Annotated in this window: 22 protein-coding genes and 3 pseudogenes; 14 read left to right on the top strand and 11 right to left on the bottom strand. The window is 63.6% G+C overall.

The features are described 5' to 3' along the window. The first annotated feature begins 23 nt into the window (after nt 1-23). Together B0T44_RS19780 and B0T44_RS19775 are read left to right on the top strand one after the other, a co-directional pair. A complete protein-coding gene (locus tag B0T44_RS19780; protein WP_077121259.1) occupies nt 24-698 on the top strand; it encodes a response regulator transcription factor in 675 nt (224 codons plus the stop codon). Next, nucleotides 691-2,031: a sensor histidine kinase gene (locus tag B0T44_RS19775; protein WP_077121263.1), complete on the top strand. Its 1,341-nt coding sequence runs from the start codon at nt 691-693 to the stop codon at nt 2,029-2,031. The genes B0T44_RS19780 and B0T44_RS19775 overlap by 8 nt, the downstream gene beginning before the upstream one ends. Nucleotides 2,032-2,139: 108 nt before the next feature. Here the strand turns inward: B0T44_RS19775 and B0T44_RS19770 are convergent, their stop codons facing one another. Further along, the gene (locus B0T44_RS19770) at nt 2,140-3,345 is read right to left on the bottom strand and encodes an FAD-dependent oxidoreductase (RefSeq protein WP_077121266.1); all 1,206 of its coding nucleotides are present in this window, start codon (nt 3,343-3,345) and stop codon (nt 2,140-2,142) included. Nucleotides 3,346-3,469: 124 nt separating this feature from the next. Between B0T44_RS19770 and B0T44_RS19765 the strand changes: the two genes are divergently transcribed. From B0T44_RS19765 to B0T44_RS19755, 3 genes are all read left to right on the top strand, one after another. Continuing rightward, nucleotides 3,470-3,745: a hypothetical protein gene (locus B0T44_RS19765; RefSeq protein WP_077121269.1), complete on the top strand. Its 276-nt coding sequence runs from the start codon at nt 3,470-3,472 to the stop codon at nt 3,743-3,745. A gap of 116 nt (nt 3,746-3,861) precedes the next feature. Next, the gene (locus B0T44_RS19760; RefSeq protein WP_217697569.1) at nt 3,862-4,371 is read left to right on the top strand and encodes a hypothetical protein; all 510 of its coding nucleotides are present in this window, start codon (nt 3,862-3,864) and stop codon (nt 4,369-4,371) included. Between the two features lie 2 nt (nt 4,372-4,373). Continuing rightward, nucleotides 4,374-5,996: a pyruvate, phosphate dikinase gene (locus tag B0T44_RS19755; protein ID WP_077121277.1), complete on the top strand. Its 1,623-nt coding sequence runs from the start codon at nt 4,374-4,376 to the stop codon at nt 5,994-5,996. 105 nt (nt 5,997-6,101) lie between these two features. Here B0T44_RS19755 and B0T44_RS19750 read toward each other — a convergent pair whose 3' ends face one another. Together B0T44_RS19750 and B0T44_RS19745 are read right to left on the bottom strand one after the other, a co-directional pair. Further along, nucleotides 6,102-6,368, bottom strand: coding sequence for a Tn3 family transposase (locus B0T44_RS19750; protein WP_077121281.1), 267 nt, complete (start codon nt 6,366-6,368; stop codon nt 6,102-6,104). 617 nt (nt 6,369-6,985) lie between these two features. Beyond that, complete coding sequence (locus B0T44_RS19745; protein WP_077121284.1) at nt 6,986-7,879, bottom strand: NAD(P)-dependent oxidoreductase; 894 nt, start codon at nt 7,877-7,879, stop codon at nt 6,986-6,988. A gap of 59 nt (nt 7,880-7,938) precedes the next feature. On the opposite strand from B0T44_RS19745, the gene B0T44_RS19740 reads away from it, so the two are divergent. Together B0T44_RS19740 and B0T44_RS19735 are read left to right on the top strand one after the other, a co-directional pair. Then, nucleotides 7,939-8,304: a dihydrodipicolinate synthase family protein gene (locus B0T44_RS19740; RefSeq protein ID WP_139348009.1), complete on the top strand. Its 366-nt coding sequence runs from the start codon at nt 7,939-7,941 to the stop codon at nt 8,302-8,304. 17 nt (nt 8,305-8,321) lie between these two features. Beyond that, the gene (locus B0T44_RS19735; protein ID WP_139348010.1) at nt 8,322-8,510 is read left to right on the top strand and encodes a hypothetical protein; all 189 of its coding nucleotides are present in this window, start codon (nt 8,322-8,324) and stop codon (nt 8,508-8,510) included. Between the two features lie 111 nt (nt 8,511-8,621). Here B0T44_RS19735 and B0T44_RS19730 read toward each other — a convergent pair whose 3' ends face one another. The 4 genes and pseudogenes from B0T44_RS19730 to B0T44_RS19715 all read right to left on the bottom strand — a co-directional run bounded on the left by B0T44_RS19730 (nt 8,622) and on the right by B0T44_RS19715 (nt 11,389). After that, a complete protein-coding gene (locus tag B0T44_RS19730) occupies nt 8,622-8,825 on the bottom strand; it encodes a hypothetical protein (protein WP_077121295.1) in 204 nt (67 codons plus the stop codon). Between the two features lie 217 nt (nt 8,826-9,042). Then, nucleotides 9,043-9,318, bottom strand: a complete 276-nt coding sequence (locus B0T44_RS19725) for an alpha/beta fold hydrolase (protein ID WP_077121298.1) — start codon at nt 9,316-9,318, stop codon at nt 9,043-9,045. Nucleotides 9,319-9,466: 148 nt separating this feature from the next. Beyond that, nucleotides 9,467-10,555, bottom strand: a complete 1,089-nt coding sequence (locus B0T44_RS19720) for a class I mannose-6-phosphate isomerase (protein WP_175648138.1) — start codon at nt 10,553-10,555, stop codon at nt 9,467-9,469. After that, a pseudogene (locus B0T44_RS19715) lies at nt 10,552-11,389 on the bottom strand (SDR family oxidoreductase). Before B0T44_RS19715 ends, B0T44_RS19720 begins: the two are co-directional and overlap by 4 nt. 117 nt (nt 11,390-11,506) lie before the next feature. On the opposite strand from B0T44_RS19715, the gene B0T44_RS19710 reads away from it, so the two are divergent. Beyond that, complete coding sequence (locus B0T44_RS19710; RefSeq protein ID WP_077121302.1) at nt 11,507-11,845, top strand: hypothetical protein; 339 nt, start codon at nt 11,507-11,509, stop codon at nt 11,843-11,845. A gap of 107 nt (nt 11,846-11,952) precedes the next feature. Here the strand turns inward: B0T44_RS19710 and B0T44_RS19705 are convergent, their stop codons facing one another. Together B0T44_RS19705 and B0T44_RS19700 are read right to left on the bottom strand one after the other, a co-directional pair. Further along, nucleotides 11,953-13,182 carry a PucR family transcriptional regulator gene (locus B0T44_RS19705; RefSeq protein WP_139348011.1) on the bottom strand — a complete coding sequence of 410 codons (1,230 nt, stop codon included), beginning with the start codon at nt 13,180-13,182 and terminating at the stop codon, nt 11,953-11,955. Nucleotides 13,183-13,214: 32 nt separating this feature from the next. Next, entirely contained in the window at nt 13,215-13,565 is a 351-nt protein-coding gene (locus B0T44_RS19700; RefSeq protein ID WP_077121307.1) for a hypothetical protein, read from the bottom strand. A 333-nt stretch (nt 13,566-13,898) separates the two neighbouring features. On the opposite strand from B0T44_RS19700, the gene B0T44_RS19695 reads away from it, so the two are divergent. The 5 genes from B0T44_RS19695 (at nt 13,899) to B0T44_RS19675 (ending at nt 20,497) form a co-directional block, all read left to right on the top strand. Next, nucleotides 13,899-14,891 carry a polysaccharide deacetylase family protein gene (locus B0T44_RS19695; protein ID WP_081512369.1) on the top strand — a complete coding sequence of 331 codons (993 nt, stop codon included), beginning with the start codon at nt 13,899-13,901 and terminating at the stop codon, nt 14,889-14,891. A gap of 37 nt (nt 14,892-14,928) precedes the next feature. Next, nucleotides 14,929-16,458 carry an AMP-binding protein gene (locus tag B0T44_RS19690; RefSeq protein ID WP_077121312.1) on the top strand — a complete coding sequence of 510 codons (1,530 nt, stop codon included), beginning with the start codon at nt 14,929-14,931 and terminating at the stop codon, nt 16,456-16,458. A gap of 50 nt (nt 16,459-16,508) precedes the next feature. Beyond that, nucleotides 16,509-17,333 carry an enoyl-CoA hydratase gene (locus B0T44_RS19685; RefSeq protein WP_245839550.1) on the top strand — a complete coding sequence of 275 codons (825 nt, stop codon included), beginning with the start codon at nt 16,509-16,511 and terminating at the stop codon, nt 17,331-17,333. Nucleotides 17,334-17,506: 173 nt separating this feature from the next. Further along, nucleotides 17,507-18,685, top strand: a complete 1,179-nt coding sequence (locus B0T44_RS19680; RefSeq protein ID WP_077121314.1) for a thiolase family protein — start codon at nt 17,507-17,509, stop codon at nt 18,683-18,685. Nucleotides 18,686-18,862: 177 nt separating this feature from the next. Then, nucleotides 18,863-20,497, top strand: a complete 1,635-nt coding sequence (locus B0T44_RS19675) for an AMP-binding protein (protein WP_081512366.1) — start codon at nt 18,863-18,865, stop codon at nt 20,495-20,497. On the opposite strand, the pseudogene B0T44_RS28185 reads toward B0T44_RS19675, so the two are convergent. Both B0T44_RS28185 and B0T44_RS19665 read right to left on the bottom strand, forming a co-directional pair. Next, nucleotides 20,494-20,760, bottom strand: a pseudogene (locus B0T44_RS28185) (IS630 family transposase); the annotation flags it as partial. The gene B0T44_RS19675 and the pseudogene B0T44_RS28185 overlap by 4 nt on opposite strands. Before the next feature lie 222 nt (nt 20,761-20,982). Beyond that, nucleotides 20,983-21,184: pseudogene (locus B0T44_RS19665) on the bottom strand (hypothetical protein); the annotation flags it as partial. A 53-nt stretch (nt 21,185-21,237) separates the two neighbouring features. Here B0T44_RS19665 and B0T44_RS19660 point away from each other — a divergent pair. Beyond that, complete coding sequence (locus B0T44_RS19660) at nt 21,238-21,627, top strand: hypothetical protein (protein ID WP_077121316.1); 390 nt, start codon at nt 21,238-21,240, stop codon at nt 21,625-21,627. Nucleotides 21,628-21,727 lie beyond the last annotated feature (100 nt).

Genomic DNA, 21,727 nt, shown 5'->3' with positions numbered 1-21,727 from the left:
GGCGTCGATACATACTGGGTGCCGTGCGCATACTGGTGGTCGACGACGAGAGCCGCTTCGCCGACGGGCTGCGGCGGGGGCTTCAAGCCGAGGGGTTCGCCGTCGATCTGGCCTACACCGCGACAGACGGCCTGTGGCGGGCGCGTGAGGTGCGCTACGACGCGCTCATATTGGATGTGATGATGCCGGGCATGAGCGGATACGCGGTGTGCCGGATCCTGCGGGACGAAGGAAACTGGGCACCGATCCTCATGCTCACCGCGAAGGACGGTGTATGGGATCAGGTCGAAGGCCTCGATACCGGCGCCGACGACTATGTGATCAAGCCCGTCGATTTCCCGGTGCTCGTCGCCCGGCTACGCGCGTTGATCCGCCGCGGCCGCCCGGAACGCCCGACCTCACTGCGGGTGGGCAGTCTCTGTCTCGACCCGGCCACCCGCGAGGTCCGGCGCGGTGACACTCCGGTGCGATTGACCGCCCGGGAATTCGCGATACTGGCGTTCTTCGCCCGCGAACCGGGCGTGATCCGCTCTAAGAGCGATATTCTGGCCGGAGTCTGGCACGGCGAATTCGATGGTGACTCCAATATCGTCGAGGTCTATATCGCGCACCTGCGAGCCAAGATCGACAAACCGTTCGCTCTCGATACCATCCGGACGATCCGCGGCGCGGGTTATCGGTTGATGCCCGATGTCTAGCCTGCGCCTGCCGTCGCTGCGGGTACGGATCACGGTGACGACCACGGCCATCGTGCTGGCGGTTCTGGCCTGCGGTGCGGTGAGTTTTCTGGCGTTGTTCCGCCACACCCTGATCACAGGACAGTCGAACGCCGCCGATATCCAGGCCGCGCAGATCGCCGCGGATGCGCAGCACCGGCGCGAGAACGCCGCGGGCCCGGTCTTGCTACCGGTCTCGGAAGTCGACGATGTGATCATCCAGCTACAGCAGGACGGTCGCGTGATCGCCACCGCCGAGGGGGATTCCGCCGGCGGACCGACGCTGCCCGTACCGTTCGCAGAACGCTTCTCCATCGGTGGGGACAGCTACGTCGTGCAATCGGCGCCGATCACAGGGGAGTCGGGAGCGGTGCAGTCCGTTGTCGTCGCACGCTCGCTCGAGGATGCCGACAGCGCGGTGCGATCGGCGGCCCTGCTCCTGGCCGCCGCGGTGCCCACCGTCAGTGCGTTTGTCGCGGCACTGATGTGGGCGGTGGTCGGCCGCTCGCTGCGACCGGTCGAGCGCATACGGCTCGATGCCGAATCCATCGGTGCGGATCTTTCCCGGCGGGTTGATCCACCCGCCGGGAAAGACGAGGTCGCACGGCTGGCCGCGACCATGAACCGGATGCTCGACCGGCTCGAGTCCTCACACCGGGCTCAGCAACGGTTCGTCTCCGACGCCTCCCACGAACTGCGCTCGCCCGTGGCCGCCATCCGCCAGCACGCGCAGGTCGCGTTACACCATCCCGAGGCGACCGATCTGGCCTCCCTGGCCGGGGTCATCGACAGCGAGGCCGCCCGATTACATGAGCTGGTGGACGATCTGTTACTGCTGGCACGTCTCGGGGAAGGGCCCGGACACAACCGCGGCGAGGTCGATCTCGACGATATAGTCCTCGCCGAAGCGAGCCGGCTGCGCCAACTCGGTGTCACCGTCGATATCGCGGCCGTGGGACCGGCCCGGGTGCTCGCCGACGAAGGACTACTGGCCAGGGTGGTCCGCAATGCCACAGACAATGCACGCCGCCACACCCGCAGTCGCATCGACTTCACGCTGCGCTGCGAGAACGAACAGGTTGTCCTGTGGGTCGACGACGACGGCGACGGCGTCCCGGATGCGGACCGTGAACGGCTTTTCCGCCGCTTCGAACGCAGCGACGACAACCGCAGCCGCGCCCACGGCGGTGCCGGTCTGGGCCTTGCCATCATCGCCGAAGCCGCCCGTCACACCGGCGGCAGCGCGCGACTGTCGAGTTCGCCCTACGGCGGCGCCCGCCTCGAGATCACCCTGCCCGAACACACCCATGACTGACTCACACAGTCGCCACCCCTCGAAACCGATCCCGCTCTGGCCTATGACCAGCCGGGCCAGCGGGGGTGGCGGGGCGTATGACATTTGTCGGCCTGGTTGGCGTCCCGTCTAATTGTTGGCGCGTTGGATGGAGCGTTGGACCAGGCTGCGGATTCCGGGTAGCCCGATGGCGCGGAGCATGAGTTCGCCGGCCCAGACGTGAGCGCGTGAGGGTGGGGCGAATCGGCTTATTCCTTTGCGGGCCAGCGCTTGTCGTTTGCGAACTTCGGGGCGCAACGAGGTCTCCCAGGAGTCGAGCGCGGTGGAAATATCGTCGCTGTGCGCTGCTACCGCGGCGCCGAGCCGGTCGGCGCCGTCGAGAGCGAGGGCAGCTCCGTAGCCGGCGAATACGGTCACGCACCATGCGGCGTCGCCGAGCAGGACGACGCGGCCGTGGCTCCAGTGGTCCATGACGACTTGGCCGACCGAGTCGAAATAGGAGGAGGTGGGGTCGGCCTCGAGTTGGCGCAGGGCATCGGCGACACCTCGGCCGAGATCTCCGAAGGCTCGGGTGAGTGCGGGTGCGGGGCCCAGAGCCAGTTCGGTGGCCGGATCGGGACTGCGGTAGGTGAAGAACGCCGAGGACCGGCCCGGCCCCAGGTTCATCACCGCGGCCGTGCGCCGGGGTCCGAGGAATGTCGTACCGGCGCCTTCGGGTACGTGCTCGGGAACCTGTTCGAGCGGGAACGCTCCCACCATGTGGCCCAGATCCACCAGATAGTCGGCCTCGGGGCCGAATACGAGTTCACGGATCCGGGAGTGCACGCCGTCGGCGCCGATGAGAAGTTCGGTCTGCATGCGGGTGCCGTCGCTGAGGGTAACGGCGACTTCGCCGGCGCTCTGGGTGACCGCCTGCACAGTGGTACCGAACCGGATGTCGACGAGATCGGCCACCGCGTCGTAGAGCGCCGACTCCAGGTCCCCGCGAAACAGGCTCAGCGCCCGATTGCCGACAGCGGCTTGCGCGACAGCAGCCGGAATCGCGAACTTCTCCCGGCCGTCCGCGTGAACCAGGACCGAGGTGAAGAACCCGATATCACGCGGAGTCAGCGTCGGCAGCAGCCCGAGCCGCTCCGCGGCGTCGTATCCGGGTCCGTGCAGGTTCACCAGATAGCCGCTGCTGCGCCGGGACTGCGCGCGCTCGACCACGACGACATTCCAGCCGTGCTGATGCATCCGCAGCGCAGCGGCCAGGCCGGCGATACCGGCACCCACGATTAATACCCGCTTGATCTCTGTCTCGGCGGCACCCGGCGCCGCGTTCTCGAAAGCCATCACTACCACTCCTGGATCGGTTCGTTATCAGCGAAAGCCAGGCACTGCACTCTCCCGCATTATCGTCAACTATTAGTTGACGATGGTGTGGGAGTCAACCTAAAGTTGACGAATGGATTGTCGGATGCCATTGCGCGATGTGATCGCCGCGATAGAGCGGGCCCGTCCCGGTATCACTCTGGATCAGTTGTCGGAAGCGGCGAACATTGCAGCGCACTGGCTGCGGCTGGCCGATGGTCTGCTCGACCATTTCGTAGACCAGGCACGGCAAGCAGACGTGCCCTGGGCCGAGATCGGTGCCTGCCTTGGTGTGTCGAGGCAAGCAGCGCAGAAACGATTCGCGGCCAGGGGCACAGCGCGTGCGGCAACAAATTCACAGCTGGGGGGAGCAGGATCGTGACGTGGCAGGATTCGCGCTCGGCCGGTGCTGACGTGCTGGTACTGCATTCCCTTCGCTGCATCGGCCACGCGAGCGTCGCTCGGGTAGCAGAAGCGACGGGCCTGTCGGAGTCTGTCGTGGAATCCGAGCTGATAGGCCTCGGCGCAGGCGGACATGTCACGCATACGCCCGGGGAGTTCGGAGGGTGGGGTCTCACGGCCACCGGTCGCGCTCTGGACGCAGAACGAATCACCGACGAACTGGAGAACGCAGGAGCCCGAACCGCCGTAACCGAGGCGTATCACAGATTTCTCGCGCTCAACCCGGAATTACTCGACCTGTGCGCAGCATGGCAGACGCGATCGGTCCACGAAGTCCTGACCGCGAACGACCACACCGACCCCGGATACGACGCCCGGGTTCTCGAGCGGCTGAGCGACTTCGACCACCGCGCGCAGGTCGTCTGCGCGCAACTGTCCGCAGCGATGGACAGGTTCGGGCGGTACGGGCTGCGTCTTGCCGATGCGCTCGCTCTAGCGCGTTCCGGCGCGTTGGAGTACGTGGCGACCAGCACCTCGTCGTACCACACCGTCTGGTTCCAGCTTCACGAAGATCTCCTCGCAACCCTGGGCATCCCGAGATTCTGAAGATGCAATACATTCACCCCCTTTCCGCAGAGGTCCAGGAGACCTCGGAAGTCCTGGGCGCCAAGGCGCACGGGCTCATCATGCTGCGACGCCTGGGTTTGCCCGTTCCCGCCGGTTTCGTCATCAGCACCGAAGTATGCCGCGCATTCCTGCGTGACGGGTGCTTTCCCGAGGGCTTCGCCGCCGAACTCACGGTCGCCATCGGTGACCTCGAAACTGCCACGCAGCGTAGGCTCGGTGGCCCCGAAAGGCCCCTGACGGTGTCTGTTCGCTCCGGGGCCGCGGTGTCGATGCCGGGCATGATGGACACCGTCCTCAACCTCGGACTCACCGCAACGGCCGCACGCGGATTGACCACCGAGACAGGCGAACCGCGGTTCGCGTCCATCGCCCGGTTGCGATTCCTGTCGAGCTTCGCGTCCGCGATCACCGACACCGGCGCAGCGAGCGCGGAATCGATGGTGGTCGAGGCGATTCAGCAGAATCTCGGCGACGAGCAGACGCGCATCCACCACGCGATCGAAGTCATCGAGGCCCTCATCTCAGAACAAGCCGGACAGCAGGTCCTGCACGATGCGTTCCGGCAGCTGGAGCTGGCGATCACAGCCGTGTGCTCCTCATGGGATACCCCTCGCGCGCGCACGTTCCGCGCGATTCACGATATCCCGCACGACCTCGGAACAGCCGTGATCGTGCAGGCGATGGTCTTCGGACACCGCGACCGGCACAGCGGGACCGGAGTCGCGTTCAGCCGCGATCCCAATACCGGCGAACGGGTCCCCTTCGGCGACATCCTGTTCGGCAGCCAAGGCGACGACGTCGTCTCCGGCAGATCGCCGACGCTGCCACTGTGCGAACTGGCCGATCGAGAGCCGGCCGTATGGGCCCAGCTCGTAGCGGCCCTCGATCGGATCGAAGCGCACTACCGAGACTCATGCTGCATCGAGTTCACCTTCGAAGGCGGCGAGTTCTGGGTCCTGCAAGTACACCGCGCCAAAGTGACCGCCGCGGCTGCCGTGCACATCGCGGTCGCCCTCGTCGAGGAGGGCGTGATCGGGCACCAGGAGGCACTGCAGCGAATCACCCCGCTACAGCTTCAGCACGCCCGCACACCCCGCATGATCCTCGACAGCGTCGCAGACATCCTCGCCCGCGGGCAAGGTGCCTGCCCGGGTGTCGCTGTCGGCCGCGTAGTGACTACCCCCGACACCGCGGTCCGCATGGCCACACACGGCCCGGTCATACTGGTGCGACCGGACACCTCTCCGCTCGACATGCACGGCCTGGCCGCCGCCGCCGGAGTCCTCACCGCCCACGGCGGCCCCACCTGCCACGCCGCCGTCGTCGCGCGAGCGATGGGCAAACCTGCCGTCGTCGGAGTCGCCGAACTGACCATTGACGCCACCACAATACGAATCGGTCGACACGTAATCCCCGAAGGCACCCTCATCGCCATCGATGGAACCGGTGGCGAGATAACCGCCGGAAACCCACCCGTCGGGACCACCACCGCCCCTCACGTGCACCGACTACTCGAATGGGCCGACCAGATATCCGGCGACAACACCAAACGCAGCGACGCCGAACGCCTCAGCGCCGCACACACGGCTCTCCGTCGCCCATAGTCGCCGCGCCAACCGACCCCGCCGACCCAACCAGGCCCAGCTCAGCCGGTATCGACTACATCGAGACGGCATGACCAGCGCATTCAACCGAACACCGGCCAAGCCTCACCCGCGGAGGGTGAGACGGCTGGTCATGTTCGATTTCACCTCACCGTAGGGCAGGACATGTTCCCAGAACAGCGGAGTCACCCCGCATTTGTCGGCCGGGGTGGTCAGGATGTCGCCGACGTCGGGGTCGTCGAGCAGGTCCTGGATCATGAGAGTGCTGACATAGACGAGGGAGGCTTGCACGATCCGCAGGCACTGCACGCTCAGCTCTTGTTCGTCGGCCCGGTTGGAAGCCATCGCCCCGATCTTGCCGTAGTAGATCACGCTGTGCGGCTTGCCGGCAATGGGGCACTATTGGGTGGTGGGCTGTGTTTACCGAGGGCGGCTACCCGCCTGCCCTTATCGCCTAGCGGCTTCGCGGTTGGGGGCGGCGAAATACCATCAGCGAAGTCGACGTCGGAAGCGCCCTTGACGATGGAGGGCGCGAGTCACCATGCAGGCCACCCGTCAGCAGTGCCAGGCGATCAGAGGTCGCGTGGTTGCCGGTTCATGGTGCCTAGCCCAACCGACCTGCGTAATAAATCGCCCACCCGTCGCTGTTGCAGGTGTGCTCATCTGCTGCCCCCAGTAGAGCCGCGACGTGCGGCAGGACTGCAAGGGGGGGCGATGCGTTGTTCGCGGATTCGAGCTTCGCTGACGGACGAGCTGCGCGCGCCGGCTTCGGTTTCTGTCCGGTCGCAGCTGCGGTTAGGCGTTCGATGTGGATGATCCGTCACACGCGGTGTCGAACGGCGGGGATGTTTTCAGTTCGCCGTCACCGTAGATGCGTCTACCGGATTCGCGGACGCCAGCGGCCAGTTGGGAATCCGCGCTGACGGCCACCTGGTGGGGAGCCAGTTGGCCGCCAGCGCAACCTGGCAGCAACAGGCGGGCGAGGGATTTCAGCTGTGGCTCGTCAGTTCTTCGAAAAGGCTCGAGAAACCCTGTTCGCCGTTGCCGCTGGCGACGCGGCGGTCCATCAGACGCTTGATTTCGCGCATTCGGACGGCTTCCACACCGACCGATTCCCGATGGTTGATCATGTCGTCCATCAGCGCCACTTGAACGTTGAGCGGGCCGAGGTCCGGTGGGTACTCGCCCTCGTGGACTGCCTTGCCGATCGAGGTCAGCAATGCCGGGAAGGCGGCCACCGATCCGGCGATGCGTTCGGCGAACTGCGTGACGTCGAACCCTTCGGCTCGCACCAGTTGAAGGGTGTGTAGGAAGCCGATGAGCAGTTCGTATGCCACCGCGACCTGGCCCATGAACTCGACTGCGGCCGCGCCGGGGTCCGTGCCGTGGTAGGCGATGGTGCCGAGTGCCCGCAGCGTCGACTCGTGGGCGTCGTAGGCGCTGCGGGATCCGCTGAACGGGAACATGATGTTCGGTGTGCCCACGTACGGCGGATCGCCCATGATCTTGCCGTCGAGGTACTCCGCGCCATGCTCGTTCGCCCAACGTTCGTTCGCCCGAGCCTGGGCAGGAGACCCACTGGTGACGTTCACAAGCACCTTGCCCGTGATCGCGGAATCGACCGACTGCAAAACCTCGTCGACCGCAGTGCTGTCGAGCAGGCACACCACGACAAGATCGCTCGCAGCCACCGCGTCGGCCGCGGTCACGGCGGCCGTTGCACCGATATAGACCAGGGGTGCGGTCCTGCTCGCGGTCCGGTTCCACACCGTGGTGCGGAAGCCGCGACCGACGAACGTCTTGGCGATCGCCGAGCCCATGGCGCCGAGTCCGAGAACGGTGACCGTGGGTGCGGTGGCGGTGCCGCCATCGATTGCCGTCATGATGCTCCTCGCGTTATCGAGTGGAAAGCTGCAGAACGACGCTATAAGCTCAACTTGACTTGAGGTCCAGTGTGATCTCCGCCGCCAGTCGGAAAGGCGCGTCCCATGTCACCGCGCATCACGGCAGCTTCTGCTCGCGCAAGCTGGGCTGGGCTGCCGGCCATGAGCGACTATCTGGATCTGCTGGCCGCTGCGGGGTCGAGACGATCCTGGTCAACGGGACCACCGGCGAGTTCGCTGGGTTGGCAATGCGGGAAAGGATGCAGGTGGTCGAGCGCTGCCGGGAGCGTTGGGGTGGCAGGCTGGTGGCGCATGTCGGTTCCTGTGCGGTCGGTGATGTGGTCGAGTTGGCGCGCAGATCGGTGGGCTGGGTGCTGCTGGTGTCATCATCGGCGCGGGTGGGCCCGTCGCCGAGCTGCCGGTAGCGATTGCGGCTGCGGTGGTGTCGGGAGACGCGGACGGGGCACGAGCACGGCAGCAAGAATTCGACCTCTACACTGATGCCCGTAAACGGCTATCGCTCAGCGATATCGCCTTCGCCAAGGCCGCGGCCGCTGCGCGCCTGCCCGGGTTCCCCACCCATGTCCGTCCACCGCTGGTCGTAGCGCCGCCTGTGTACGCCAGGTTGTAGATCCAGGTGCCGGTGCTGTCGTACCAGCCGCCGGCTCGACCATCGTCTGTTTTCGCGCAATCCGACCTCGTCGACGTACTCAGCGTGGACATTGCCGGCGGATGACTCTTCTCATTCCGGCCATAATGGATCAGGCAGCAGCCCTTCGACTGCGCGGAGGCGATCGGCGAAGGTAGCGAGCGACTGTAGAGAAGGCTCGCTGAGGTCTGCAGCGACGAGGAGGAGCCTGCGAAAGCCGAGGTCGGAGAATTTGATGATCCATGTCGGGTGTTCATCGGTTTGCCAGATCTGAGTATCGGCCTTGTCACCCGCCACTGCCGTTCCCCTTCATCATCGGTTCGAGCGAACAGCGAGATTTCACTATCGGTGCCGCCACCGTACTCGATACCCTCGAAGCTGCCGGAATAGTCAAGGGACTGGTGCTCTAAGTGTCCGAACCTGGACAAATGGCGCCATGATTCCGGGGACTTTGCTTTGTTGCGACGAGCTCACGGCAACCGCTGTCTCCGTCGATAGTTGGCGGTGATCCAGGCTACGCGCGATTGTGGATCACGAAGGCTCCGACGACTTGGTCGAATTTTTCGGGTTCGTCGAGGAAGAGGGCGTGGCTGCTGTTGTCGAAGGACGCCGTCCGCGCGCCAGGCACATGCGGACCGTGCCAGTCGAACACCTTGTCTTTACGGGCGACCAGGACCAGGGCGGGCAGGTCGAGGGTCGGCAGAAGGTCGCGCCAGTCGGCACGGGTGTGGTCGGCCATGACGGCGTTGCGGGCGAGCGGCCACGGCCGCCGCCAATTGTTCACTGCCACGGTCGGGGTCCAATTTTGCCTGGCACACTTCGATCACGCCGACGCCCGCCTCGGTGTAGTGCGCGATGTCTTGCTCGAAAATGCTTGGTGTGGCGGCGAATTGGTTCACTGAATAGTCGAAGGGCAACCGACTCATACCTGACTCCGCTCATAGGGTATCGGGGCGGCCCGCGCCGAGGGAGGCGATGAGAGCCTGCGAATAGCCGGCCTCGCGCAACGGGGTGTCCACGTCGCGTTCGAGATCGGGCAGGTAACCGAACAGGACATCGGCGGGACCGAGGATCTCGACCCACCCACATATCGCGGGCAGCAGCAGTGTTTGCGCGCTACCGAGTTCCTCCTGGAAGCCGCCGGTCCGCACGCGCACCGGCGCGCCGACATTGGTCAGGATCTGCGCGGTGGCGAACGTGTGCCGCACCGATCGCGTGCTGCCTGCCTGCCAACGCTCGAGCGCGAAATACGGTCCCGCGCACAAGAAAACCCGTTGCACCCCGTCATCGACGGCGATCTTCAAGCCGGGTTCGAAATCGGGTCGGTGATCGAGCCGGACCTCTTGTATGAGCAGATCGATATTGGTGTCGAACTGCTCCTCGCTCACGGGTGAGCCGTCCTCCATGTTCCAGTGCATGGCGTGCTGCTGGATATCGGAGGTCTGCTCGATCTCATAGATCAGGGTGCCCGGACCGAAACTGTGCAGGGTGCCACCGGGCACATAGATCGTCTGGCCCGCGCTCACCGGCAGTCGGCGCAGGACCGCGTCGAAATCCTGATCGCGCAGCGCTGCTCGCAATTGATCGCGCCCCACGCTGTCCTTGACCCCGCACAGGGCGGTGGCGCCTGGGGCGGCGTCCAGGATGTGCCAGGCCTCGGTCTTGCCGTTTCGCTGGCCCTCCACCCGTCGCGCCGTCTCGTCGTCGGCGTGCAGGTGCACCGGCAGAGTCCCGCCCGCATCGATGAACTTGGTGAGCACCGGAAAGTGGTCGCCGGTCCATCCCATCCCCATCAACTCTTCGGGATACTCGGTGACCAGGTGGCGCAGCAACTGCCCGGCCAGCGGACCGTTGGTCACCTGCGCGCCAACACCGTCGACGTCGCTGCACTCCCACGTCTCGGCGATACTCCAGTCCGGGATCCCGCATTTGCCGAGGCGGCGACTGATCGCGTGCCCACCGAACACCAGGGGTTTGGCGGTGATACTCAGCCGCAGCGGGTACAGCGTGGCCTCGCCGCCGGTCACAGGATCGGTTGCCCGCCGGTGACCGCGATCCGGGCGCCGGAGATGTAGCTGCCTTCACCGGCGGCGAGCAACACATACACCGGTGCCAGCTCCGCGGGTTGACCCGGTCGACCGAGCGGCACCTGCGCACCGAAGCTCTCGACCTGCTCGGTCGGCATCGTCGCCGGGATCAACGGCGTCCAGATCGGGCCGGGCGCCACGCTGTTGGCACGGATTCCCCGATCGCCGAGCATCTGAGCAGTGAGGCCACCATATTGGCGATGCCGGCCTTGGTGGCGTTGTAGGGCAACAGCGTCGGCGGGGGCGCATCGGAGTTCACCGACGAGGACCCGATGATCGACGACCCGGATGGCATGTGCGGCACCGCCGCCTTGGTCAGATGGAAGAACGCGCTCAGATTCACAGCCAAGGTGTGATCCCATTCCTCGTCGGGAATCTCTTCGATCGAGTCGCGGGTCATCTGGTAGGCCGCATTGCTCACCAGCACATCGACCCGACCGAATTCCTGTACGGCCTTGTCGATGACCTCCCGGCACTTCGCCGGATCGGCCAGATCACCCGACACCAGCACACACTTGCGGCCCGCGGCGAGGATCCACCGCTCGGTTTCGGCCGCATCCTCGTGCTCGTCAAGATAGGAGACCAAGACATCGGCGCCTTCACGGGCATAGGCGATCGCCACCGCCCGCCCGATGCCGCTGTCGCCTCCGGTGATGACAGCGACCTTTCCATCCAGCCGGCCGGATCCTCGGTAGCTGTCTTCGCCGTGATCTGGTTTCGGGTTCATTCGCCGGTTACCCCGGGAGGGGTTTGCTGCTGCGCAGGCAGGGACATGATCTCACCTCCACGTCGGTCACGCTCGGAATCTCTCGTGTCGCCGTGACGCGCTTACCCCAGCTGGTGCGTCTCAATCCCGGAATGGCTCCGACAGCCTGCTGTCACGTTTCCAGCGTGGACAGCGAGGACGACGCCGCCGCCTGCACGGGAGGAGATCAGCCGCGCCCTCCGCGACGGCACCGTGGCATCACTGCGCCACCCATCGGCCAGCAGGGCATCGACATCGGAACTCGCCGAGTCCAGCCCGGACCGCAGCTGACGAGCGATATCAGCGACGAACTGCCCTACCGCCCGAACCTCTTCCGGGACAACAACATGCCACTCGGCGGTATCTCCCCAGCGGAAACCACGTTCATCAACCTACCAGGAGATCCGGCCACCACCCAGAACCCGAACAACCACCAGCAGCCGGGACGCAGCAGACAACCAGGCCACAGCGGAAACATCCCGTAGACACTGTAGACAGCCCCTCCCCAACAGCTCATACAGGCGGCACCCAACCCGTGGCGACTCACTTCATTTCGGAGCTCGACCAGGTCCGGAGATGATCGTGCGGTTTGTCAAAGGCCATCCGCAGTACGCATTCCCTCCTGACCAGAAACATGCTCTGCAAGCTCAACCGCTACACGTAGTTTGAGGTTTCCGGGGTCGATCACGACACCAAGTATGCTCTCGATTCGTTGTATCCGCTGCGTCGTAGTATTTGGGTGCAGTCCTAGCCGGTGTGCCGTACGGCTAGGACTGCCGAGTGTGGCCAGGAAATGCCGAAGTGTGGGCATCAGCCTGTCCCTGTCTTGGTGGCGCATGAGCTGACCGAGTTCGTCGTCGACAAAGCGGCGAGCGAGGTCTAGATTTTGGGTAGCGAGAACGTGGACCGAGACATCAGGGAAGCGCACTGGACGTGCGGGTGTACCCGATATCAGTGTGGCGCTGAGTGTGGCTTCCTGGTGAGATTGGCGGAAGCCGTGCACACCGTGACGCGGAGCCCCTACTGCGAGGCCGAGACCTGCTGGCAGTGAGACTGCGGACAGTTCAGCATAGTCGGAAAGCTGGGTGGGGCTGAACCACCCGTAAACTGTGCCGGGCTGCGCGGGGATGGAGATGTGTTGCTGGGGGAGGGGTCCCAGAGCGCGTCGTGCCAGTTCGGGTAGTTCCGCGTCCCGATCTGCTGATGTAACCCATGCGACGTACCCGATATTAACGCCGCTGACCTTATAGCCTAGAAATTTCTCCAAGTTGTCCGGGTTCCCGTTCCCGGCCAGCACCTCACGAACTAGTTCGTTCTTCCGTGAGTTCTTCTCGCGTAGCACACGATCTTTAACGTAATTGTATTCGTCGATGGATTTACCTGTCATTGTCTGGATATACCCGAACATTCGGATGGAGCCGGTTTCCAATGACAGTGCACGTTGTGAAACCTCGAGGTCACGGCAGGACCGCAGGTACTCCATGAAGGTATTCCATATTGCTGCGTGCCCTAACTCGTAGGATCTGAGTAGCGCTGAGAGCGGAAGGCCGGACCGGGCCATCAGCCCGGCGAAGTCACGGGCCGTTCCCGGAAGGTCGACGGAAGCCATTTCGTCTTCTAGCGCCGCTTTCAGTCCGGGCAAGTGGGAAATGATGGACTCGCGGAGCGCCGGTCGTATCTTCTCTGGTCCGGCCCGCATTTCGCTGATGTGTTCCCAGAGATCATCGGTCAGTTGAGAGAAGTAGACCTCGCCGTGACGATCGAGCCAATCGGCGAACGGACCGGTACCCGCGTTTTCCCTGTGCTCGCTCGATGGCTCCATCGTCCCACTATGGCTGATCTGCGCAGTAGCAATCAACGTTTCGAATGAGTGCCGATCTCATCATTTTGCCGCGGCCTGGCCTTCGTGGGCCACGGGGTGCGGATGGTGTGGACGAGCGGGGGCTGATCAGGGCACCACTCGAGTTTCCGTTGGCTGTGCCGTGTTCCAGTTGGGCTCGGCGTGTCCGTCGAGACCGCGTAGGAGATCCGCCGGATCCGCGCCGCTTTCGTGTCGTCGATGCTGACGGGCAGGTCGGCGAGGCTCGCACGATGTCTCCACCAGTTGTCGCAATGACCTACACGTTCACGCTGTCGCGTCGTGTTGCCCGAGCCGTAGGTGCGGTCGGTGGCGAGCCGGTCGCTCGAGACCAGGGTGTCGGCCACGATCAGGTACCGGTGCCCGGTCCGCTGCGCCGAGCGCGTCGCGCGGGCGCGCGGTGCGTGCGGCAGGCAGGTGCACAGTGTCGCCGACGTGGGGCCTCAGGCTGTGGCCGTGATACAGCGAACCCGGCCCGCCATACCAGGGTGTTCACCCATGCCCGTCGCGGCACAGCGTGCTGGTCCCGCCGCGGCGCAGGGTCGCTCGACGCCAGCGCAAACGAGGGCTTGAAGGGTCTATGTGGCCTCGACACATATCGAAATGGGTTGAATGCATATTGTGTGCTCCACATCACGGAATAACGATGATGGGGTCACATAAGGAAAGGACACCCAAAGATGTCGAACCCACCGCCTACTCAGACTGTTGATGACCCGTTGAAAGGTTTGAAGCTGGCCGTCACCGTGGATGACCAGTTCCAGTGGACGGGAATTCCGTTCCCGCCCGGATACGGTCCCCAGCGTATCGCGAAAGCAATGATCGACGCATTCGCGGAGCATGAGGTGCCCGGCGTGTATTCCTTCAGCAGTACGGCGCCGACCGATGAGAATCCTGAGTATCTCGACGTTCTCGACGACTGGATGGCAGCGGGGCATTACGTCGGGAATCACACCCATCAACACATCAGTCTCAATTGGCTCGATGTTGACACCTATATCCGTGACGTAGAGGCGAGCGAGAAGATACTCAACCGTTGGATCGAGGCGTCTCCCACGCGTTATTTCCGTTACTCGTTCGGGATGGAGGGGGACCAGTTCGACAAGACCCTGTCTGTCCAGACGCATCTGACCAAGACCGGTTTTCTGTCGAATCCGGTGACCTTGTGGTTCTACGACGCACAGTTCATGGCAGCCCACCACCGCGCCCTCGCCAACGGTGACCGGGAGGCGCAGGATACGGTGGAATCTCTTCTCGTCGATACGGCCCTTGATCAGATCCGTCGGCAAGTGCGCGCTATCCGGGAGGCGATCGGCCGCGTTCCGCCCCAGATCATGCTCATTCACGGCACCGCAGTCGCCGGCGCGACAATCGGTCGAATCTGCGCGGCATTACGTCGGCAAGGTGTGGAGTTCATCACCTCAGAAGAGGCGATGGCTGATCCAGCCAATGTGATCGGTGCGCCGTATACGACGCGCCAGTTCAGGAACATGACACAGAAGTGGGCAGAGTACGCGGGCCGACCGGTGGAAGACATGCCTCCGAAGGTTCTCGAAGACGTGGAACAGATCGCGGTGACCGAAGGGCAAAGCTTCGACGAACTCCTGGGCAGGGCGATGGTGGAATGGGCTCGGCGACTCCCGTTCACCCCGGTCGCAAGCGATTTCCACTGAGTACCCATATGACGTCCGGGCAAAGGAACAACAAGCGATGACAGCAGATCCCTATGTTCAGTGTGGTGACGAACGGCGCTCACTGGCCGAGGTCAAGTATCGTGCCTCGCAGCTGGCGACCGGACTGCACAACGCCGGAGTCGGGGCCGGGGATCGAGTGGTCCTCTACTTGCGCAACGAGACCACTTTTCTCGAGCTCTGCTTGGCGACGGCGATGATCGGCGCGGCGCCGGTGCCCGTTAATTGGCACTGGAGCGGAGACGACCTCGAGCATGTGCTCCGAGACAGCAAAGCCACTGTCGCAGTGGGCCACACCGATCTCATGCCAGCGCTAGAGGCCCGAACGCCTGACGAAATCACTCTGGTCGAGGTCGAGGTGCCGGAAGCGGTTCGTCGCTGGTATGGGCTCGACAATGCACCAACCACCGGGCGGTCGGTCAACCTTTCGGATTGGTACCGGCTCGAACCGTGGACCGAGCCGGCTCCCTCGGCACCCATGAGTGTGATCTATACGTCCGGGACGACCGGGCGCGCCAAGGGAGTACTGCGTGATCCGATCGCTCCGGATTTGCGCGCCACAACTTTGCGCAACATCGCCGACCTATACCACTTGAAGCCAGGTGAAACAGCGATCGTCCCGGCACCGCTCTATCACTCTGCACCGAATGTCTACGCGACCTTCGCTGCTGCCCTGGGGATGTCGCTCATCATCATGCCCCGCTTCGATGCCGAAGAATTTCTCCGGCTCGTTGATGGACATCACGCCAACACTGCCCATTTGGTACCGACGATGTTCAGGCGCCTGCTGCGGCTTCCGAAATCGACTCGGAGCAGCTTCGATACCGACTCTTTGCATTCAGTCGTCACCGCCGGGGCTCCGTGCTCGCCCGAGCTCAAGGAGTCCATGATCGAATGGCTCGGCGCGATTGTTTACGAGTACTACGGTGGCTCCGAGGTCGGTGCCTGGACAGCCTGTGACTCCGAGGAAGCGCTGAAACGCCCTGGGACGGTGGGTAAGCCTATACTTGACGCGGATATTCGGATCCTCGACGACGAAAAGAATCCCGTACCTGTTGGTAAAGATGGTGTCGTCTACGGGAAAAACTTCACAGGTTGGCCGGATTTCACCTATATCGGTGATCCTGACAAACGTCGCCGGATGGAGGTAGATGGATACCTCACGCTCGGGGATATCGGCCATCAAGACGAGGACGGCTATCTCTATCTGAGCGACCGGCTCAACGACATGGTGGTCTCTGGCGGCGTCAACATCTATCCCGCAGAAATCGAGGCGTGCATCAGCCGCCTGTCCCGAGTGGCCGACGTTGCAGTCTTCGGAATCCCCGACCCCGATATGGGGGAGGCATTAGCCTGCTATGTCCAGCCCGTACCCGGCGCCCAGCTCGATGAGAACGAGATCCGTGAGCACGTCTCATCCCATTTGGCGCGCTACAAAGTTCCTCGGAAAGTGGTGTTCGTAGATGAACTTCCCCGTGAAGATACAGGGAAATTGTTCAAACGAAAGCTCAAACAGAAGTACTGGGAAAATTCGGAGACGAACACATGAGCAGTACAGCTGAAGGTAGCGATGGAACCGGCCACCGGAGTCACTCACTGGTGCGCTACGAGAACCCGGCGCAGGGAGTGGCCCGGATAGTGCTCGATCGCCCTTCTCAAAGAAATGCCCAGAACACTCAGCTGCTCTACGAGCTGGATGAGATGTTCATGAAAGCAGCCCAGGATGAGGACATCAAGGTCGTCATCCTCACCGGTGATGGACCCGACTTCTCCGCAGGCCACGATCTACGCGAGGAGGATCCCGCCATCCCGGGCCGTCCGGTCGCCACGCTTGAAAGTGATTCCGGCGCGCCCGGTGTCGAAGGGCGCCACGCCTTCGAATGTGAAGTCTACCTGGGGATGTGTCGTCGCTGGCGTGACCTACCCAAACCCACTATCGCCCAGGTTCACGGACGCGCTATCGCCGGGGCGCTCATGCTCATCTGGCCGATGGATCTGATCATCGCAGGCGACTCCGCTCTTTTCTCCGACCCTGTCGTGGCGTTCGGTCTCAATGGTGGGGAGTACTTCCTCCACGGGTGGGAAGTCGGGCCGAGAAAAGCAAAAGAGATGCTCTTCACCGGGGAACCGCTGTCCGCTGATGAGGCTCACCGACTCGGGATGGTGAACCACGTTGTGCCCGACTCCGAACTCGCTGAGTTCACTCTCGATATGGCCCGTCGAATCTGCCGGATGCCGTCGTACGGCCTGCGGCTGGCGAAATCTAGTGTCAACGGCGCTCTCAAAACACAAGGTCAAGAATCCGCCCTCGACACTGCCTTCGGGTGGCACATCGCAGGGCACGCCAACAACCTGCACCGACACGGCTCCATAATCGACCCTCGAGGAATCGACATGATACGAGATCTATCGAAGAGCCGATGATCGAATAGTTCTTTTTTTTTGGGGGGGGGGACAACGGTGATCCGGGATGGTCGCGAGAGAGTTTTCCGCGCACTCTGCGGCCACCTGGTAGCCGCGCCGAAGTTATTCCGCTTGCCTTGTCGGATACAGGGGCTCGCACGGCAATTCATTTCATTCACCAAGGAGTCTGATCTATGAGCAGCTCGTCCCGTGAGCCCGTCATCGTGGGCGCCGTCCGGACGCCGGTCGGGAAGCGTGGTGGCGCGCTTGCTGCCTGGCATCCCGCCGATCTGCTTGGCCACACGTTGAGTGAATTGGTAGCTCGCACTGGCATAGACCCGGCTCGCATCGACGATGTGATCGCGGGCAGTATCATGACCCACGACCAGAGTGCGAACATCGGCCGCCACGCGGTGCTGTCCGCGGGACTGCCGGAATCCGTACCGGCCGTTACGGTCGATCGGCAGTGTGGTTCGGCCCAGCAAGCCGTGACATTCGCGGCACACGGTGTTGCCGCGGGTTCCTATGATCTCGTCATCGCGTGCGGTGTCGAGTCGATGTCGCAGATGCCGCTCCCGGCGTCGCTGAGGCCGGGAGCGCCGCTGGGGCCGCACTACTCTCCGAGGGAGCTCGCCCGTTATAACGGTGAGCTCATGGTGCAAGGGCCGTCGAGCGAGTTGATGAATACTCGGTTCGATCTCACTCGTGAGGAGTTGGACGAGTTCAGTCGCCGGAGTCACGTACGTGCGTACGCCGCCACCCGGGACGGCCGCTTTCGGAAACAGATGGTCTCTATGGTCCGTGACCCGTTCGATGACACCAGCGAGCCGGTCACCGAGGACGAGGGCATTCGTGCAGAGCTCGACCCGGACAAGATGTCGCATTTGACGCCTGTTTTCGCCGAGGGCGGGCGAACCACGGCGGCGAACTCCTCTCAGCTCAGCGATGGCGCGGCGGCGCTGCTGATCGCCGAGCGCTCCTTCGCCGAGGCGAATGGTCTGACGCCCCGGGCTCGGTTCGTCATTCATTCAGTAGCAGCATCCGACCCCGTCATTCAGTTCACGGCAATTCTGGATTCCACCCGCAAGGCGCTCGACCGGTCCGGGATGAACGTCGATGATATCGATCTATTCGAAGTAAACGAGGCGTTCGCGGGAGTGCCGTTGATGTTCCAACGCGAATTCAACATTCCAGACGACAAACTCAACGTCAACGGAGGCTCCATAGCGATCGGTCACCCGCTCGGATCGACCGGCGCCCGCATGCTCACCGATCTGCTCTGCGAGCTCGAACGCAGTGGCAAACGATACGGCCTGCAAACCATCTGCGAAGCCCACGGCACAGCCAACACCACCATCATCGAGAAACTCTGAGGCCGGGGCGCCGGTCCGAATCACCTGCCTTGCACAGACGGCTACGTCGGTGTAACCGATGAGGCTCTGCCGCTCGTCGAGCCTACGTTTGGTGCGTGAACGGCTGCTCTATATCCTTGTCGATTATCCGGATTGGAAGAGAATCTCGTGAGAGATACGTCTGATGCTTCAGAGGTTTTGACCTCGAACGTTGCAATCTCGCCCCCGCCGCTAGATCCCGAGGCGCTGCTCGGGATCTATGCCAGTCCTGACGCCTGCACCGCGGACCTCATCTGCGACCGGCACCCGCCCGAAAACGTCGCGTTCACGATCATCGAGAGCGATCTGTCGAGCAGGGACATCACCTTCGGCGAGCTGCGCACGGAGTCGGAGAAGATCGCCGCGGCGCTGTCCCGGCTCGGTGTGGGCGTTGGTGATCGGGTGGCCACGCTGATGGCGAAGTCGGCCGACTTCGTGTTCACCCTTGTCGGTATCTGGCGCCTGGGTGCGGTGCACATGCCGCTGTTCACTGCGTTCGCGTGGCCGGCGATCGAGATGCGGTTGAACGGTGGTGACGCGAAGCTGATCGTCACCGATGCCGATCAGCGGGAGAAGCTCGCTGATACCTCGCTGCCGGTCGTCGTCGCCGGACTCGACCGGTGCCCCTCAGCGCAGGAGGGCGATCTCGACCTGAGAACCTTCGCCGACGCGGAGGAGCCGGGATTCCTGGCCGTCGCCACCGGGCCTGATGCCGGGATCGTCATGCTGTTCACCTCCGGGACCACGGGCAATCCGAAGGGCGTCGTCGTGCCGGTGCGGGCGCTCGCCGCATTCCACCAGTACATTGAGATCGGTCTCGACGTCCAGGTCGAGGATGTCTTTTGGAACGCCGCGGACCCTGGCTGGGCGTACGGCCTCTACTACGGTGTTCTCGGACCGCTCGCCGTGGGTCGGCGCAGCCTGCTGCTGCACGCCCGCTATTCCCCGGAGCTCGCGTTTGCGGTGCTCCAGCGCTTCGGGGTCGCCAACTTCGCTGCCGCGCCGACCGTTTACCGAACCATGCGTAGCAAGGCTGACGTCGCGCCGCCCGGCCTTACTCTGCGACGCGCCTCGTCGGCAGGGGAGCCGCTCACACCAGAAGTAATCGACTGGTCGATCGAGCAGTTCGGCTGCGAAGTGCGTGACCAGTACGGCCAGACCGAACACGGCATGTTCATCATCAACCCGTGGCACGACTCGCTTCGTCAGGACCTGCGCCCGGGATCCATGGGTCGACCGTTGCCAGGGTGGAGTTGCGCCGTGCTGGCCGCCGGCGCGGCCGTCTCGGTGCCGGTCGGCGAGCTCGGGCGCGTCGCGATCGATGTAGAGAACAGTCCGTTGATGTGGTTCACCGGCTACTACGAGGCTCGCGAGAAGACTGCCGAGCGCTTCAGCGCCGACGGACGCTGGTACTACACCGGCGACGCGGCGAAGCTGGACGACGACGGCTTTTACTTCTTCTCCAGCCGTGACGACGACGTCATCATCATGTCCGGCTACCGCATTGGGCCGTTCGACGTCGAGAGTGTGCTCTCCAACCACCCTGACGTCGACGAGTCCGCCGTCATCGGAGTGCCCGACGACCTCGCAGGCGAAGTGCTCGAGGCCTATGTGGTGCTCCGCGACAGGGAGGAAAGGGGCGACGACAAGGTTTCCGAGCTGCAGGACTTTGTCAAGAAGAACTTCGCCGCCCACGCGTTCCCACGCAGGGTGCACTTCGTCGACGAACTGCCCAAGACGCCCTCGGGCAAGATCCAGCGGTACCTCCTACGAAAAGAACGTACGGGACACTAGTGTCGTGAGTTGTTGATTCGTTGGCATTAGGCGGCGAGTATTTTCGAGGATGTCGTCGGCGGTTTTGGTCCAGACGAATGGTTTCGGGTTGGCGTTCCAGGCGTTGATCCAGGCCTGGACGTCGGCTTTGTGTTCGGTGAGGCTGCGGTGCGCCGAGCGGCGTAGCTTGCGGTTGGTCAGCTCGGCGAATCAGCGTTCGACGAGGTTGAGCCAGCTCGCCGAGGCCGGGGGAAGTGCACGTGGAAACGCGGGTGACGCAGTAACCTTTCTTCACCGCCGGTAGTTATCGCAGATCAGGTGGAGATCGAACTCGGTGCGATGCACGGGGGATGTACTCCGATGGCGGGCCCTTCGGCCGATCTCCACAGGGCTGGAAAACGCGTGCCCTTGCTGCGGCCACCCTGTACGAATGAGCGTCCTGAACGCCGTCCGGAAATCCCCGGCATCCTGTCATCTCGCCGCTGTTTCAGGCCGCATCCTTCTGGTTAGATGCTCCGGTGGCGTTCGACGAGCCGACCCTTGTCGAAAACCGCTCCGGCCCCGGACGAGGGCGACCAGGTGCGGGGCGTTGACGGCGCGCCAGCGGGCGTGGGCGGGCCTCGATCAGCTTGAATGCCGTTGCGCCGCGCGAGCCGGGCCCCTTGGTGACGCGGGTCGCAAACGCACTGTGGCGAAGGTGGATTCGATTCTGTGGTCGACCGGGGGAGTTCGTCGAGCTCGCGCAGGGCCATTGCACCAGTGTGCCCACCAACGACATCGACCGGCACACCGACGATCTGCTACGCGTCCCGGAGATCGCTGCCTTCACCACCGGCACCGATATCCCTGACCCAGCGGCAATCACCGAGCTGGTGCACACGCTCACCGCTCGGTTCACCGCCGCGATCTCTGCAGCTATGCCCGCGGCGGCCGTGCCCGGCCCCCACCCCCCACGTACTGGAACCCCGCTTTGCCACCTGGTGGAGCCGCGCCGACACGACGACCCGCGCGGATTCCTCAGGCACGCCGCGTTCTACGAGTGCCGCGACCCCGACCATCAACGGTTCCAACTCGGCCACAGCAGGAACCAACACCGCACCAAAGATCTACCAGAACCAACCAGCCCGAGTGTCGTTGCAGTACTAGAATAAGTGGGCAATCTTCCAGGGAGCGATCAGAATGCCAAAAAGCGTGGTCATAGTGGTCGACATACTATCGTTGGTGATCTGAAACGGTCGGTGGTGACCGACT

Source organism: Nocardia donostiensis, assembly GCF_002081715.1.
GTDB classification, from domain to species: domain Bacteria; phylum Actinomycetota; class Actinomycetes; order Mycobacteriales; family Mycobacteriaceae; genus Nocardia; species Nocardia donostiensis.
The sequence above is the reverse complement of the archived record's forward strand: the minus strand, read 5'-3'. Positions and strand labels throughout refer to the sequence as shown.

Bases quoted from the DNA above. Each gene is read 5' to 3' on its own strand.
- B0T44_RS19775 (WP_077121263.1), top strand. From the start codon at position 691: ATGTCTAGCCTGCGCCTGCCGTCGCTGCGGGTACGGATCACGGTGACG.
- B0T44_RS19770 (WP_077121266.1), bottom strand. From the start codon at position 3,345: ATGGCTTTCGAGAACGCGGCGCCGGGTGCCGCCGAGACAGAGATCAAG.
- B0T44_RS19765 (WP_077121269.1), top strand. From the start codon at position 3,470: ATGCCATTGCGCGATGTGATCGCCGCGATAGAGCGGGCCCGTCCCGGT.
- B0T44_RS19755 (WP_077121277.1), top strand. From the start codon at position 4,374: ATGCAATACATTCACCCCCTTTCCGCAGAGGTCCAGGAGACCTCGGAA.
- B0T44_RS19745 (WP_077121284.1), bottom strand. From the start codon at position 7,879: ATGACGGCAATCGATGGCGGCACCGCCACCGCACCCACGGTCACCGTT.
- B0T44_RS19705 (WP_139348011.1), bottom strand. From the start codon at position 13,182: ATGGAGCCATCGAGCGAGCACAGGGAAAACGCGGGTACCGGTCCGTTC.
- B0T44_RS19695 (WP_081512369.1), top strand. From the start codon at position 13,899: ATGTCGAACCCACCGCCTACTCAGACTGTTGATGACCCGTTGAAAGGT.
- B0T44_RS19690 (WP_077121312.1), top strand. From the start codon at position 14,929: ATGACAGCAGATCCCTATGTTCAGTGTGGTGACGAACGGCGCTCACTG.
- B0T44_RS19680 (WP_077121314.1), top strand. From the start codon at position 17,507: ATGAGCAGCTCGTCCCGTGAGCCCGTCATCGTGGGCGCCGTCCGGACG.